This window comes from Microcoleus sp. PH2017_28_MFU_U_A, assembly GCF_020738035.1.
GTDB lineage: Bacteria > Cyanobacteriota > Cyanobacteriia > Cyanobacteriales > Microcoleaceae > Microcoleus.
Map to the genome: position 1 here is coordinate 37693 of NZ_JAEQCX010000022.1, position 15857 is coordinate 53549.

General features: G+C 41.6%; 10 protein-coding genes and 1 pseudogene. 6 read left to right on the forward strand and 5 right to left on the reverse strand.

The window, feature by feature from the left end; translation table 11 throughout:
• Positions 1-112 precede the first annotated feature (112 nt).
• The 6 genes and pseudogenes from JGK14_RS00940 (at position 113) to JGK14_RS00965 (ending at position 8388) form a co-directional block, all read left to right on the forward strand.
• On the forward strand, positions 113-1051 hold the full coding sequence (locus JGK14_RS00940; RefSeq protein WP_325314608.1) for a hypothetical protein: 939 nt from the start codon (positions 113-115) through the stop codon (positions 1049-1051).
• 111 nt (positions 1052-1162) lie between these two features.
• Entirely contained in the window at positions 1163-3649 is a 2487-nt protein-coding gene (leuS, locus tag JGK14_RS00945; RefSeq protein ID WP_325314609.1) for a leucine--tRNA ligase, read from the forward strand.
• A gap of 139 nt (positions 3650-3788) precedes the next feature.
• Entirely contained in the window at positions 3789-4622 is an 834-nt protein-coding gene (locus JGK14_RS00950; RefSeq protein WP_325314610.1) for a class I SAM-dependent methyltransferase, read from the forward strand.
• A gap of 295 nt (positions 4623-4917) precedes the next feature.
• A complete protein-coding gene (locus JGK14_RS00955) occupies positions 4918-5727 on the forward strand; it encodes a class I SAM-dependent methyltransferase (RefSeq protein ID WP_325314611.1) in 810 nt (269 codons plus the stop codon).
• A gap of 512 nt (positions 5728-6239) precedes the next feature.
• Positions 6240-7887 (forward strand): annotated as a pseudogene (locus JGK14_RS00960) (IS1182 family transposase).
• Positions 7888-7989: 102 nt separating this feature from the next.
• Positions 7990-8388, forward strand: coding sequence for a hypothetical protein (locus tag JGK14_RS00965; protein ID WP_325314612.1), 399 nt, complete (start codon positions 7990-7992; stop codon positions 8386-8388).
• 98 nt (positions 8389-8486) lie between these two features.
• Here the strand turns inward: JGK14_RS00965 and JGK14_RS00970 are convergent, their stop codons facing one another.
• The 5 genes from JGK14_RS00970 to dnaN all read right to left on the reverse strand — a co-directional run bounded on the left by JGK14_RS00970 (position 8487) and on the right by dnaN (position 15464).
• The gene (locus JGK14_RS00970) at positions 8487-9113 is read right to left on the reverse strand and encodes a hypothetical protein (RefSeq protein ID WP_325314613.1); all 627 of its coding nucleotides are present in this window, start codon (positions 9111-9113) and stop codon (positions 8487-8489) included.
• Between the two features lie 489 nt (positions 9114-9602).
• A complete protein-coding gene (locus tag JGK14_RS00975; RefSeq protein WP_325314614.1) occupies positions 9603-10901 on the reverse strand; it encodes a ParB/RepB/Spo0J family partition protein in 1299 nt (432 codons plus the stop codon).
• A gap of 608 nt (positions 10902-11509) precedes the next feature.
• Positions 11510-12496, reverse strand: coding sequence for a DNA polymerase III subunit delta (holA, locus tag JGK14_RS00980; protein WP_325314615.1), 987 nt, complete (start codon positions 12494-12496; stop codon positions 11510-11512).
• Positions 12493-14034, reverse strand: coding sequence for a DNA polymerase III subunit gamma/tau (gene dnaX, locus JGK14_RS00985; protein WP_325314616.1), 1542 nt, complete (start codon positions 14032-14034; stop codon positions 12493-12495). Before dnaX ends, holA begins: the two co-directional genes overlap by 4 nt.
• The gene (dnaN, locus tag JGK14_RS00990) at positions 14034-15464 is read right to left on the reverse strand and encodes a DNA polymerase III subunit beta (RefSeq protein ID WP_325314617.1); all 1431 of its coding nucleotides are present in this window, start codon (positions 15462-15464) and stop codon (positions 14034-14036) included. Before dnaN ends, dnaX begins: the two co-directional genes overlap by 1 nt.
• Positions 15465-15857 lie beyond the last annotated feature (393 nt).

Here is a 15857-nt window from a genome sequence, read left to right on the forward strand (position 1 = left end):
AAGTCAGTCCTTTCCTTGAAAGACCGATTGAAATTTCTGAAGAATTTCTCAGGGAATCTGGCAGACTTGATGAAAATATAGTCGTAGTAAATAAAAAAAATTGAGGCGAAAAATGAAGAAAAGACTTCTTTTAGGTCATAATCCAGTTACAGGAGGAAGACATCTTGGTCAATATTTTGGAAGTATGATTGACCTTGTTGAACTCCAAGATGAATATAATTGTTGTGTAATCTTAGATGACTGGATGGATATTATTAACTATCCACTAGAAAAAGACAAAGTTTTACAAAGGAGTCTTTTTGTTTTAAATGAATTTATTAAAGCTGGAGTAGATACCAACAAAGTTACATTTGGCTTATCTACATTTTTCTTAAAAGAATTATCAGAAATTTTTGCATTGATTCTTGGTTTTGTTGATTCAGATTTTTTGGATAGTAAATATCCAAAAACTTTCTTTGGTCATTTAAAAGAAAGTGACCGTGTATTTCTTGGCTTACAACCCAGACCAACTTTACTAGAAAAAAGTTATAGTTTGTATGGACCCGTTAGTTATACTATTGGTCTAAACATAGATATATTTATGGGTGGACATGATGTGGAAGGTTATATAGATCACATAAGGCATGTTTTAAGCAATATCAATGATGATACTCATTTCAGTGTTAATAAGACAGAATTTATGCCCTCAAAGTTTCCATATATTTTAGATTCATTCGGAGAATTTATGACACAAGGTAATGGACTTTTTATATCTGATTCTGAACAAAATCTAAGAAATTACCTTAAGGAATCTAAGTCTGAAAAATTTTGGAAACAAATTGGGTATATTTTAAAGTCTTTTGACAATGAAGTTAAACTTTCTTACGATAAAGAAGTTATAGAAAACTGTTTGATTGAACATTTAAGCATTTTTAGAAAAGAAAGTAAGACAAATAAAGAACTTTTAGAGATATTATATATTGGTTCACAAAATATTGCAAACCAAATTTGTTGTACAACAGAAATACTTAAGAAAAGGATTGGGCTTTTAAAGTTGAACGAATTTGATTGAGTAAATATGAGTTGCTAGAAAACAAATAATTAGGTATACTTAAGTAGTGCACATAATTAAAGCGACATCGTAGTAATATTTTTTGAAACCCTTATTAAATTAGTTAATTTTATGAAAATGTATAATCACAAGGAAATAGAAGAGAAGTGGAAGACATACTGGGAAAAAAATAAAACATACTCATTAAATGAGGATTCTTTAAAACCAAAATGTTATGTCCTTGATATGTTTCCATATCCTTCAGGAAGCTCAATGCATGTTGGACATCCAAGAGGATATGTAGGGACAGATGTGTACAGTCGCTTTAAAAGGATGCAGGGTTTTAATGTACTTCACCCAATGGGGTGGGATGCTTTTGGACTACCAGCAGAAGAAACTGCAATTAAAGAAAAAGTACATCCAACAATAGTTGTAGAAAGGAATATTAATCGATTTAAAGAACAATTAAAATTAATTGGTCCTGATTATGATTGGTCAAGAGAAATTTCAACAGCCGATCCAGAATTTTATAAGCAAACCCAAAGGCTTTTTTTGGAGTTTTTCAAGGTGGGACTTGCTTACAACAAAGAAGTTACGGTTAATTGGTGTGAAGGTCTTGGAACAGTTTTAGCAAACGAGGATATTGTAGATGGGAAAAGTGAGCGAGGTGACTTTCCCGTAATCCAAAAACCCATGAGACAATGGGTCTTAGGCATAACAGAGTATGCTGATAGATTAGTTGACGATCTAGAACAGCTAAAACAATGGCCAGAATACATTAAAAATGCTCAAAAGAATTGGATTGGTAGAAGTATAGGACACGAAGTTGAATTTGAGATAGAAAATCAATCACATTCGTTAAAGGTTTTCACGACACGAATAGATACTTTATTTGGTGTTTCATATATAGGGGTTTCTCCTGAACATGAAATCCTAAATCAAATGAAAGATAAAATCAAAAATCTTTCTGAGGTAAAAGAATACGTTGAACTTTCAAAGCTTAAAACTGATCTAGACAAAAAAAAATCCACAGAGAAAACAGGAGTCAAAATTGAAGGTCTATATTGCATAAATCCGATAAACAGTGAAAGAGTAGATATTTGGGTATCAGATTATGTCTCTTCTTCTTACGGTACAGGGGCAATTATGGGTGTGCCTGCTCATGATGAAAGAGACTATGAATTCGCTTGTAAATTTCATATTCCGTCTATTAAGGTTATTGATGAAAAAGACCGTTTAATTAATTCTAACGGATTTTCAGGATTATCAATTGAGGAAGGCGCTTTAAAAATTTCTGAAAAAGTAAATTCCGAAAAAGTAAAAAAATTTAAAATAAGAGATTGGGTATTTTCCAGACAAAGATTTTGGGGAGAACCTTTTCCAATAGTTTGGATAAGCGATATTGAAGCATATAATATGGCTTTAAAAAGTCCAATGAAGGAATGGCTTCCAAAATCTAAAGTATCGTATATTGATAAAGACGACAAGGAATGGTTTGCCCTGCCAGTAATGCCTCAATATTTAGATTCAGTCCAACTACCAGAAGTTGAATCTTACGAACAAAAAGGAACAGGTGAAGGTCCATTATCCAGAATCCCTGAATGGGTAAATACGGCTATAAATGTAGAGACAGGAGAGGTGTCAAACTATTTAAATATTGATAACAAAACAGTGTTTTACGCTAAGCGTGAGACCAATACTATGCCACAATGGGCAGGATCATCTTGGTATTACCTAAGATTTTTGGATAATAAAAATCTAAATTCGCCCTTCAATAAGGATAAGGAAAGAGAATGGTGTCCGATTAATGTATATTCAGGTGCTGATCATGCTACGGCTCATTTGATTTATGCTAGATTTTGGCATAAAGTGCTTTATGACGCAAATCTGGTTGCTAATTCTGAACCATTCCCAAGACTTGAATTTCTTGGTTATATTCTTGATACTGATGGGAGTAAATTTTCAAAGAGGAAAAATACTGCTATTAAGCCTGACGATGTAATTGATGAATTTGGGGCTGATGCTTTTAGGCTGTATGAGATGTTTATTGGACCATTTGAAAAACCAGTTAAATGGAATAAAAATGGACCACTTGGCACAAAAAGATTTTTGCAAAAAGTTTGGCGACTACAATCACAGATTTCGACTTCTGAAAATATTGAAGTTAAAAAAATTCTGCATCAAACAATAAAGGAAGTTTCTGAGGATATTGAGGTTTTTAAGTTTAACACAGCAATACCTAGACTTATGAAATTTGTTACAATTGCTGAAAGAAATGGTATTTCCAAAAAACAATATCTTGAATTCTTGCAAATATTAGCCCCTTTTGCACCATTCTTAACGGAGGAGTTGTGGACGGAATTTGGTCAGTTAAATTCGATACACTTATCAAATTGGCCGCAATATGATGATGCCTTAATTGAGAAAAATACATTTGAATTAATATTTCAGATAAATGGGAAAAAGAAAGGGAGCTTTCTGGCTGATTTGGGGATTTCTGAAAGTGAAGTTATGGAAAAAATAAATAATGATAAAAATCTAGCAGCAAAATTAAAAGATGTTAAGGTTAAAAAAGTGATTTTTGTCCAAGACAGACTTATAAATTTTGTTTGCAGTTAAAATTGTCAATACTGTCAGACTGCAAGGAATCTCAGCTTTTGAGGCAATTACCAATGCCCTTTCTGCTCCTTCTTCGCTTTGTCTCCTTTTACCCTAGTCCAGCAAAATCCTTAAAAGGTTAAGTTTTAAAGGAATGAGAATGAAACATAGCCAAGACGAAATAAGAGCAGAGCAGGCGTATGATCAAATTCTTAAATTAGTAGATTTGGTGGAGACTAAAGAAGATAAACATTATCGGGAATTGATATCTTTGTATAGGGCTAGACCTCGATTAATGAATCTATTCAGAAAATTGATGAGGTTTCATCAAGGTCAAAAGTTAAGAATTCTTGATCTGGGTTGTGGGAATGGGAAATTTCTTTTTATTTGCTCAACATTTGGCTTCAAAGAATTAATTGGCGTAGATTATTTTGTAACACAGAAAAACTCTTACCTAGCAAATGTGGAGGGTGGATCAATTTCAAATTATGTAGATTTTAACAAGCCAAATTTTTTAGATTTTGTTCAAGACGAAAGTATAGATTGCTTAGTGTGTATGGAAACTTTTGAGCATTTACTAAATCATCCATTAGGTTTTCTTTTGGAAGGATGGAAAAAGCTAAGATCAGGGGGAGTGCTCCTTTTTAGTGTTCCAAATCCGGCTAATATTGCAAATGCTTTAACGCTTATTAGTGGGAAAACTTATCAATGGGGAACGCTTAAATTTGCAATGGTTCCAAAGTTAAGCTCAGATTTACAACAACTTAACCCTGAATGGGATATTCACTTTATGGAATATTCTCAGCGTGATATGCAAGCAATATTTACCCAAGTACCAGGAGCTATTGTATTAGATAAAGGTTTTGTTGGAGCTAATTCTTGTTATTTAGAAAGTCCCTTTAAGAGATTCTTCAAATGGCAATTAAAGCTTTTCCATTTAAGAGATTGGCGTATTTTTGCTAATACCCAGTATTGGGTGCTTCGCAAGCAGTAGAGTAGATAAGATTAAAAGCTTTGCTTGTTAGGTAGAGTTTACTAGTGATTAATTTTTATCAGATTGTCTAAATCTAGGTTGTTGAGTTTGACAATTTTTAGGTAATATTTTTCATGCAACATCACAGGAATAGTGGAAGGAACGAGCGTTATCATCTTTGGGGATTTCTGAAAGTGAAGGTATGGAAAATTAATAATGATAAAAATCTAACAGCAAAATTAAAAGATGTTAAGATTAAAAGAGTAGTTTTTGTTTAAGACAAACTTATAAACATTGTTTGGAGTTAAATTTTACAATGCAAAATAACAGTTCTTATGAGAGATATAATAGATACATAGAAGGAGCTAGTCTTTATGATTTTGATAATAGATCTAAAGTGCAAGATGATATTCCTTTTTATGTAGAATTAGCAAGAGAAACGACTGGTTTGATTCTTGAACTTGGGTGTGGAACAGGAAGAATTACTATTCCTATATTAAAAACTGGAAAGACAATTTATGGTTTAGATGATTCTTTACCAATGCTTGATGTACTTGAAGAGAAAATAAGTAGCTTGGAAAAAGTTTTTAAGGATAGGCTTTTTATTATAAAATCCCAAATGAGCAGCTTCTCAATAGATAAAAAATTTGAATTAATAATTTTACCCTATTCGACTTTTCAGGGTTTGTGCAACATTAAAGAAATTTCAGGTTGTTTTCAATCAGTAAGGAAACACCTTACTTTGGGGGGATCTTTTGTTTTTAGTTGCTTTAAACCTTCAGAGTTTCTAACTCAAACATGGGTTACTAAGAAAGAAAGAACGGACTTTATTATTTATAATGATGATGGAACAAAAAAGATAGAAAGGAAAAGTATAAATAGAAAGATTAATACAAAATCACAAATAATTTATAGTGATTTATTTTATTATGAATATGAAGATGAAAGGATTAAACGAATGGTGTCTGACAAGTTAAGAATGAAATACTATTATCCCGATCAAATTGAAGATATAATAGCTACATATGGCTTCTACATTGTCGCCAAATATGGTTATTTTGATAAAAGATCATATGATGATGAATCAGCAACACAAATGATTTTCAATATCTCACCCAAAAAATAGAATAAATAGAAAGAGTTTAATTTTTGTGTAAATACGAAAACTGGAGACTCATGTTTCTACAATGGTTTTAAGAATTCTAGTGATCGTTATATCTAATTGATCTGTTGGGAAACAAAAGCAAAGCACAGAAGAGATTTTACTTTTTCTATCTGCTTTTAAGCAGTATCTAAATAGAATTTGCTGAATAAGCGTGAAAAGATAAGACCGGATGGATGATCTGAGCAAACAAGTGTGTTCAGGTGCAAGATAAACGGTTAAAATAGCTTGGAATTCTGGCATCAGTATTATTATTCATCTAGAGGAAGATCCAGGAACCGACAACCCCGGGTATAGCCGAGAGGTAGAGTCGAGGGGAGTGTTACCACTCCACCCCTCTCTTCCGAAACCGTGCATGAGGGGTATAGCCGAGATACGATACCGTTGGCGAAATATTTCTTAACATTCTTGGCGATCGCAAGAGGTATCTGTTTGGTCATAAATTAAGTTATGCGCTCTATAAACAGGCTCGGGCTATGTTACCTAAACCCACTCTCATTACACCAATTCCAGAACTCACCATTCGCGTTGCCCAAGCAGCCTTCCCTAAAGGCAACACCTTCATGCTCATGCGCGACGCCTTGGGTACTATCTTCACCGATGGGGATTTTGCTGAACTCTTTCCCGACAGAGGTCAACCTGGCTTATCTCCGTGGCGACTAGCTCTGGTAACTATCATGCAATTTGTCGCAGGTCTATCTGACCGTCAAGCCGCAGAAGCGGTGCGGAGTCGAATTGATTGGAAATATGCACTATCTCTAGAATTAACTGACCCAGGCTTTGACTTCGAGCGTGTTGTGCGAGTTCCGCCAGCGTCTAATTGATGGTAGTGCTCAAGAGATTATACTAAATAAATTACTGTGTAAATGTCAGGAACTGAGCTTATTAAAACCTCGTGGTCGTCAACGCACTGATTCGACAAATATAGTAGCCGCTATCCGAGATTTGGGGCGTTTAGAATGTATCACTGAAACCCTACGCTACGCTCTTAATGCTGTAGCTAAAGTTGCCCCAACCTGGTTAACCAATTTAGCCTCCCCTTCATGGTACGAGCGTTACTCTAAGCGCGTTGAGGAATCTCATCTGCCGAGAAAGCCGATGGAACGGGAAGAATTCGCATCTCTAGTGGGGGCTGATGGCTTCAAGTTAATGGAAGCTATATATAGTAGCAAGGCACCGCCCCGATTGAGGCAGTTATCCGAGGTACAGACCTTGCGCCAACTATGGCTACAACAGTTTTATGCACCGGAGTCCACAGTCCGTCTACGTTCACAAGAAGATCGTCCTCCTTGTGTGCAGCAGATTCGCTCACCTTATGACATGGAAGCCCGTTACGGGACTAAGAGAACTACGCACTGGACGGGATATAAGGTTCATCTGAGTGAGAGCTGTGATGAAAATTCACCTCGGTTGATCACCCATGTGGAAACAACTGATGCTCCTGTAGGAGACCAACTCGCCACACCCATCATCCACCAAGCTCTACAAAACAAAGAACTCTTACCTCAACAACATCTGGTTAATGCGGGTTATACCAGCGTATCTCTGATGGTTAGTGCCCAGCAGAAGTATGAGGTTGAACTGTTTGGACCAGTGCCTAATAATCATCATTGGCAGGCTCTTGCTGAACAAGGCTTCGATACTAACAACTTTAATATTGATTGGGACAAGAAAGTGGTGTACTGTCCAATCGGAAAAACCAGCCAACGTTGGAAGCCCAGCCATGACACCAATGGAAATTCTACAATTTATATCGCTTTTGCCCAAAAAGATTGTCTGGTATGTCCTGTCCGAGACCAATGCACCCGTTCCTTAAAAACTGGTCGTTCGCTAACACGGAGGACACAATCAGATTGGCAGGTTCTACAGCAAGCCCGCGCCTATCATCCGTCTGATGAGTTCAAAGCGATTTATGTCCACCGGGCCGGAATTGAGGGTACTATCTCCCAGGCAGTGCGGGCATTTGAACTACGCCGTTGTCGGTACATTGGTCTTAAAAAGACCACATTGCAGCATATCATCACCGCCGCTGCGATCAATGTAGTACGTTTGACGGCCTGGCTGCGAGGAGAGCCTTTGGCTCAAACACGTAAATCATCGTTCGCCCAATTAGCCCCTGATTAATTAAAGCTGTTTACAGGTATGTCAAACCAGTTAACAAGTATAAATCGGCATCAGGGCTGCTGAACAAAGCTGTTTACAGGTTTATAAGCTGTAAACAAGTTTATGATAAACTTGTTTACGACTTTTTCGACTCTGATGCCCAAACCCAAAGGCGGGAGAGGTAAGAAAGCTCCCTACGACACCAAGCTGGCACGTATCCCAGTTCCCCTTGCTGAACAAATTAATCCTGTGGTGGAACGCTATCAAGAATATATAGCTGAAGGTGGTGAGCCACTTTCTCCTCCTATTTGGCTTTTTGAGAAACCTGTTAACAAGATTAATCCCCGCTCCGATAAACCTGTTAACAACTTAAACTCACTACCCAAACCATTTCCTTCGGCTGACGAGCTACTCAATAAACTACGAGGGCATAACCAGAAAAGCAAAGCTACTTATCTAGATGTAAAAATATTGCTCGCTTTTCTGACATCTTCTACAGAGTCGTCACAGGCAGAAGATTAGATCTCCTTAACTTATTTATGACCCAACAGATGCCTCTTGGCGATCGCCAAGAATGTTAAGAAATATGGAGCCAACAGTATCGTATCTCGGCTGTACCCCTAAATCTCTACCTCTGGAATTCCCTCAATGTCGAAATGAGTGAGGGGCGCGATCGCAGGCAGTGATGTTCTTCGAGCCACAACAGGCGATCTCGCCTGTCCTGCCAGCGCGGACGCAAGCCAATCTCTTGTCTGTACGTGTTGCCGGCTGTCCCAACTGAGTTCGCGCCTCGTCCCCGGATGGGCGGGATGCAGTGCTAACACGGTCAGCTTGATATTTTCTGGCGGCAGCGAGAGAGATTCGGCTGCTGTCCACAATTTTACTCGGTCAGACCAATTTAATGCAGGATGGCGGATTGCCCATTCAATTAAATGGACGGATTGACGTTCAAGAAAAGCTGCATTGGCGTTGATTTGTACGCATACATCTTTATTAAGCTTAGCGCTAAACTGAGTATCGACTAAGAATGTAGGAGGTTCCCATTCAAATACCTCTGGAAATAGCAAACTAACTTCCATAATCCACTTATCCACTTTGGGATTCGCAAGTAGCAGAGGTTCAGTGGGGAGTTTCAATAAAGTTTGTTTCATTATTAGTTGAAATCCCTCTTGTTTCAATTCAATGGGAACTGTTAGTTGTGTCGGATTGGCTAGAAAACTTAAATCAGTGAGGGTGATTAATTGCATAGGTGGGTAAGACAGTTACAGCCTACCCAGAGGGCGCGACGCTAGTCGCCTGGATGCTATTTATTGATAATGAACATTTTGGTTATCAAATATTTATAAATAAGAGTTGAGCGACCTCAAGAAAAATACTCACGGGTGATCGCCACTTGAGAGGGTTTCGAGTACACGGAACTTCAGTTTAAGGGTGATGTCTCAATGCCTGCGACTACGCCATTGCTGCCCAGGAACATTGTTAATAACCCTCTCAAGTAGTCATCATGCTTGTCGAGGTTAAGGAGCCTCAACAATTGACCTATCAAGGTTTCAGAGGCGTTTCACCCGCGTCAGACCCGGAAGCGAAAAAACGAGCCAAACAGTTAGAGGTTGCACTGCTCGGCTATGGTAGCGACGAGTTAAACTGCGACGCAGCAGCACTCAATGCTGTGCGATCGCACATTCAAACTCATTGGCAAACAGATCATCGGTTAGTTTCAGTAAAAAGGAACCTTACTACAAAGCCTGCTCGATCGCCCGCCGCGCCAATTCCACCTGTTCCACAGCATCCAGATAAGCTAGCGCTGCTGCATCCCAAACCACTTTTCTCTGCATCCTGTTCAAGACGATTTTCCCAAACTCGTACACCGTGCCGAAGCTTTGCAGCCTGAGAATTCGCTCAGCTATTGAGCAAAAACTCGGCGTTGGGTTCCATATTGCCACCACATCTGAGTGAAGGAGCGACACCACCTCTTGGCCCATATCGACTTTCAAAGTCGCTCCAACCTCCACAATCCGGCCCCAAAATCCATTCCACTTCCTTTCCGCTATTTTTTCTTTAGGAATAAAAGGGATTTTGACAATAACCCATGCCCCCGCGCTGTCTGGACCAAAGCGCGTTTTGACTCCCTCACCCGTAATTGGTTCGCAAGGAGTGCAAGTTTTACATTCTTCACCGCAATCGCCTTCTTGAACCGGCTCGCTACTACTGCGGCCCTCGGTTTCTTTTGAGGCGGAGGATTTTCTCAAAGCAGCCTTAATCAGAGCTTTAGCTTGTTTCGGGGTTTTCGCTGCTCCCGACGAGATCGCAGCCAACGCCATTACTCGCTTGTCCTCCTGCATCTTCGCAAGTTGATACCCTACATCTATGCTGTGGTCATTAATAATGTCCAACCACTTTGCAGCCAATTCGGGGCGCTCTCTCTTGAGCTCGTCGGCAGCTTTGACGGCAATGCGCCCTTTCCTGTAGTTCCTGCCGCACCCCAAGCCGACTATAGCCGCCACAATATTTTCCGTCAGTTCCATTTCCCTTGGAGTCAGACCTAAGTCGATCGGGTTCAATGGAAAATTTTCCATCAGCGGTTGCTGGTTGTCCGACGGCGGCTCTACTGAGTCAGCAGCTTGGTGGCAAGCTTTCTTGGCAGCATGTCTGTTCCTCAGCTCTCTAGCTATAGGCTCCACAACAATTCCTTCCCGAATTCTCTGTACTGGACTTTGGTGGCGGTGGCGGTTTTCTGCCACCAAGACGAAGAGCTCGTCATCTTCAGTCTGGAAGTGGCAGACAATAACTGGGACAAACTTCCAGCCCAGCGCTGCTAGCGCCCTCCACCGCCGATGGCCGCTAACGATCGTGCCATCTGTTTTGACGGTCAGCGGTTGGACGTAGCCTTTGAGTTGGATCAACTCTACCAGGTCAGCAATACTTTCGGTGCACCCGTAAATTTCCTCATTGCGAGGGTGAGGCTTGAGTTGGTCAAGACCAATATGCTGAATCGCGTCGCTGACTGAGAGCGACACAGTTTCATTTTTATTCATTTGGATAGCCCTGGTTGTTTATTTGGGGATTGGGGCTTTGTACCTTTGCCTGCTAAAACCAATAAGGTTTCCTAACAGAAAGCTGGGGTTATTTTCTGTCGGGGCGGCGCGGGCTGTATCGGCAGGTCGCCTTCACTGTCAAAAGGTTCGCTGCTTTTACATTCTTAGAATAGCATATTTCTTAAACTAGCAATGCGCTACATTATGGTATAAGAAAAGACTATTATGCTTAGAATTTTTTTAAATAATTATTGATTATTATGAGAGCGTTTCTGATTAAAAATGGAGAAATAATTAAAATTAATTATAACAGAGCTTTTATCACGTTGTATTTCAAATTAACAATTACTACAAACATAATGTATGTGGGAGACTTTAGCCCATTCCTTACGTATTTTCCACATTTCGGGCATCTCTGTGAGGGTTTTATTTTTTGATTAGCAAGCATTAACATTGGAGTGACTTTAGTTTAATTAATAAGTTTTATAAGGTGTTTTGGTAAAAAAATCCCCGTTTAACTTGTTGCATTAGTTAAACGAGGGAAATGAACACTCGCGCTCGCCCCTATATCGCCCCTACATCACTTCTACATCGCCCCTACATCACTTCTACTTCGCTTCTACTTCGCGTTTCCTTGCTTTCTTAGAAGGAAACAGTTGGGCGATCGCCAGAATTGCAGGCAACATGGAATCCCCTTTACGCCCAAGCTTCAGCGAACCCTCTAAGTCAAGCAGCAGAGACACCGCAGACGAAAGGGATGTTAGAGAAGCAGCAGCTACTTCTTTTTTCAGAAAGTACACTCGCTTAGGGTTAGCAATTTGACAAATCCGGGCAATTTCAGCGTCTTGTTTAACTCCTCCAACTATCGCCGCTTTCACCCACAACCAAGTTCTAAATTGAGCAATCAGCGTCGCACAAATCGCCAGCGGGAAAGTTCCTATTGCCAAAAGTTCAAGTAGCAAACAAACTGCTCTCTTAGAGTTATTTTCCCTCAGCGCTTCGGCAAGCTGGAGGCTATTTTGAGTGGTTGAAGGAACCAGCGATCGCACAGAGTTTAAAGTGAGGGAAGCGCCACTGCTGTAAGTCGCCAACTTGTGCAGTTCTGATTCAGCGCGAGCCGGATTGTTGCCGATCGCAACCGCCAAGTAATCAATAGCATTTGAGTTCAGCGACAGCCCTATTGCCAAAGCTTGAGTTCGGATCGATCGGGCAATGAGATCCGTTCGCCAGGGGGGAATAAGGTCGAACTCAAACAGCTTAGCTTGAGAAAGCAGGAATTTGGCCACCTTCAGGCGTTTGTCAATGGAAGGCGCTACAAAAACCAGGTGCGTCTTTTCCGGCACCTGCGGGAGCAACTGGAGAACCTCCAGCGCCTCTTCACTAAACTGTTTGAAATTACACCCTTCTACCACCACTAACTTTGCTTTTTCCGTTCCCAAGGCGGGAGTTAAGGCGCAGTCAACCGCCTCATTCAATGCCGAAGCATCAAAGCGGTGATAATTGAAGCCAATCCAAGCAGGGTCGAGGTTCTTTTTAAAGGCAGAAAGCTTTTTGTGAATCGCGTGGAGGTCATCCCCTATCAGCAAGCTAATCATGGGTTCTTCTCCTCGAACAACACTTGATAGCGGACGCCCGTTGCAGCCAGAAATATCTTCTGCACCTTAGCCGCGTTCCGGTTGAACTTGTCCAGATATTGGGCGGGCACAGCCAGCACCGCTTTCTTTTCCGTCAGTGCTACCAGGGAAGCAGCACAGAGTAAAGCGCGGTTCTTCTCAGAAGTTGCTGAGAGCACTTTTTCCCAAATGGCTCGCTCTTTGGAACGGGGCGATCGCAACTTGGAGGAGGTGGGCAGCTTCTGGGTGCGCTCGGGCTGCCTGGGGTTAGCAATAGCGCCAAGAGCGACGTGGGGTTTTAATTGTGGCACCTTTGCCAATCCCAGCAAGCAGAGTTCCAGCCACAGCGTTGGGTGAGCGCTCTTGCTGAGCTGCCATTCCGAAGCCTGCAACTGTTCGAGGCCAGCAGCGATCGCATTGCAGTCCCAAGCAGAGGCAATTTCCATCAGGGCCGAGTGCGAAATGCCGCTAACTAGCATCAGCGAACAGTCCGGCACGCTCGTTGCAAGCAACAAGTCCCGGTAGCAGGCTAGCAGCGACGCCAGCAGCATTTTAGGGCTTTTCCCGCTGTCAATGAGTTCGCGGGACAGTTGCAGCAGCTTCAGCGCGTTGCCGGTGCGGGTCGATTTCAAAATTGCAACTAAATCCGAATCCGGTATCCGCCCCGACAATTCCAATACGTGAGAACTGGTAATTTCCTCTCCTAATAAGCTCAACTGGTCGAGCAACTGCAAGGCGTCCCTCATCCCGCCATTCGCGGCGCGGGCGATCGCAATTTTAGCTGCTTCGGCAATTGCAATGGACTCTTTCTCAGCTACCATTGTTAGCTGTTTGACAATGGCTGGGATTGGCAGCGATCGAAACAGGAACGTTTGGCAGCGGCTGTTAATTGTTGGCAGCACTTTGTGTTGCTCTGTCGTACACAAGATGAACACTACATGATGCGGAGGTTCTTCCAAACATTTTAGAAGAGCGTTAAAAGCTTGGGAACTTAGGCAGTGAACTTCATCTAAAATAAACACTCGGTAGCGGCTGATAACTGGTGCGAAGTGCGATCGCTCGATCAGGGCGCGAGCGTCATCCACGCCGTTGTGGGAAGCCGCGTCAATTTCAGCAACGTCTAAGCTGCTGCCTTTTTCAATCGAGCGGCAGGATTGGCACTTGCCGCACGGCTTTACTGTGGGTTTGTCTGCACTGGTGCAGTTGAGAGATTTAGCTAAAATGCGGGCCGTTGAAGTTTTGCCCGTTCCCCGTTCGCCGGCGAACAAGTAAGCCGGAGCAATTTTATTAGTTTTGACCGCATTGGAAAGTGTCCTTTGGATGTACTCCTGTCCGGCCAGTTCAGACAAGCTACGAGGGCGGTATTTTTGAGGTAATGCTGCGTACATGATTGAATGGTTAGGTGTAATTGTTTGCTGAGAATTAGAGTCATATTTGCGGAGTTTGCACTCAGAAGAAGAGAGAAGTAAAAAACTCAATATTTTTACTTCTGCCAAGCGAGCCTTTTTTGCAAAAGACATCAGTCTTTGAAAATCGGCATTAACAAGTATTTGGCATCCATTAGGATGTTGGGCTTGGAGCGGTTGCCAGCAGGAACTAAAATGGCGGGGCCGTCGCGCTGAGTGAGGTGCATTTGGAGTTGGGAACTAGCGATCGCTTTTGCACCTTCCAACAGGTATTTTATGTTGAATGAAATTGACAAATTGCTGTCTGAGTTAACGTGCGCTGCCATCTGTTCCAAACCGTTTCCAAATTCTCTGAAAAGCGACAGTGACACTTGCTGTGCTTCGCTATTAATGCGGATGCTGAGCGTTTTTTCTTTCTTGTCTGCCAGCACAGCAATTCTCTCTATAGCTTTGATGAAAGGTGCTTTTTCCAGCGTTATCTGATGTTGGAAATCCTGCTGCAATAAATCGGGATAAGCTGGGTATGTGCCTTCTAAACAGCGCGTTACTAAGCGCTGCGCTCCCCACCGGAATTCTACCAGAGCGCTCTCAGTGCTGTAAGAAAGCTCTACTGGGTCAGCGGATGTCCTGCTCGATAAAATTCGCTCCAGTTCGGCGAGCGATTTAGCTGGGACTGTAAGCTCTAGAGGCTGTGCAATTTCCGCTTGTTTCTTCTTAGAAAAACCTTGAATTGAAGTATTGAGGACAACCAAACGGTGGCCGTCTGTGGCAGCAAATTCGAGGGTATCTTGGCAGATTTTGAAGTAAACACCTGTCAGGATGTGCTTGCCTTCATCGGTAGCGGTGGCAAACAGTGACCCTTTCAGCCCTTCTTTCAACGTTTCAGCGGGGATGCAAATTGTTTGCGCTGTTTTTACTTCAGGAATAGCAGGGAATTCTTCACTCGAAATCCCTCGAACTTGATAGCGACCGCAAGCAGCAATTAGGGTAGCAACTGGACTGTTGCTAACAGCCTCTGGCAAGGTGATGTTATTCCCGCTATCTTCGCTATCTTCACCTTCGCGATTCAAGGCTTCGCGACTGACTAAAGTGATATCTCCGGGCGAGAATTTCCCGACAATCTCACTGAGAAGTCCGACTGGAATGGTCATGTCGCCGGGAGATTGAACGTTGGCATCAAAGGATGTTTGAATGGCCAATCTCATGTCAAAGACGGTAAGTTGGACTCGCTGTGTTTTTTTGCAAGCGACTAAGAGGACATTTCCTAATACTGGATGGGTGGGTTTTGCTGGGACAGCTTTGCTAACAAGTTCGAGATGGTTGGCTAAATTGTCTTGGGTGCAAACTAGCTTAATTTCTGGTGATAAAAGCTGGGGAGAATCGCTATCGGGGGACTGGTGTTCGGATTTTTCTTCAACTTTTTGCTCATCTTTGACCAAAGGTTTGGTTCGTTCTAAGGTAACACTTGCCTTGGGTTTTATTTTGGATGAACCGTTTTCTTTATTTCGTCTTTTAGCTGTATCGGTGGGGGTTTTGGTCTGCATCTTTGTGCGTTAAAATAGCTGCTAAGCGGGGGCAGCGTTAGCTGCCTAGAGAATAGCTTGCACGACTCAGCTTGTCACTAGACTTTAGATATAAGATTTGAGTACGATATTCCTTGGAATCCCGCCCACCTTGACCAAAAAAACGAAGTTGAGAGTGGCACGGACAGGCGCGGAATGTGATTTTTTTCACTTTCCCAGTGAAATGATGCTAAGTTGAAAATTTTAGCGCACGTTGTCAATAAAGTCCATACAATTCATGAAAAATTAGGAGCGAGAGGGGAAGTATTTGATGCGGCTTTTCAGCGACGATTTATTGATTTACAATACACTAATGGTTGATTGATAGGAAAAATCGCCAAGCCTATATTTCTCATCCTAACTCAGAAGTAGAAT

Coding starts and splice junctions, on each gene's coding strand:
- holA (WP_325314615.1), bottom strand. CDS start 12,496: ATGATTAGCTTGCTGATAGGGGATGACCTCCACGCGATTCACAAAAAG.
- JGK14_RS00975 (WP_325314614.1), bottom strand. CDS start 10,901: ATGAATAAAAATGAAACTGTGTCGCTCTCAGTCAGCGACGCGATTCAG.
- dnaN (WP_325314617.1), bottom strand. CDS start 15,464: ATGCAGACCAAAACCCCCACCGATACAGCTAAAAGACGAAATAAAGAA.
- dnaX (WP_325314616.1), bottom strand. CDS start 14,034: ATGTCTTTTGCAAAAAAGGCTCGCTTGGCAGAAGTAAAAATATTGAGT.
- JGK14_RS00940 (WP_325314608.1), top strand. CDS start 113: ATGAAGAAAAGACTTCTTTTAGGTCATAATCCAGTTACAGGAGGAAGA.
- JGK14_RS00965 (WP_325314612.1), top strand. CDS start 7,990: ATGATAAACTTGTTTACGACTTTTTCGACTCTGATGCCCAAACCCAAA.
- leuS (WP_325314609.1), top strand. CDS start 1,163: ATGAAAATGTATAATCACAAGGAAATAGAAGAGAAGTGGAAGACATAC.
- JGK14_RS00970 (WP_325314613.1), bottom strand. CDS start 9,113: ATGCAATTAATCACCCTCACTGATTTAAGTTTTCTAGCCAATCCGACA.
- JGK14_RS00955 (WP_325314611.1), top strand. CDS start 4,918: ATGCAAAATAACAGTTCTTATGAGAGATATAATAGATACATAGAAGGA.
- JGK14_RS00950 (WP_325314610.1), top strand. CDS start 3,789: ATGAAACATAGCCAAGACGAAATAAGAGCAGAGCAGGCGTATGATCAA.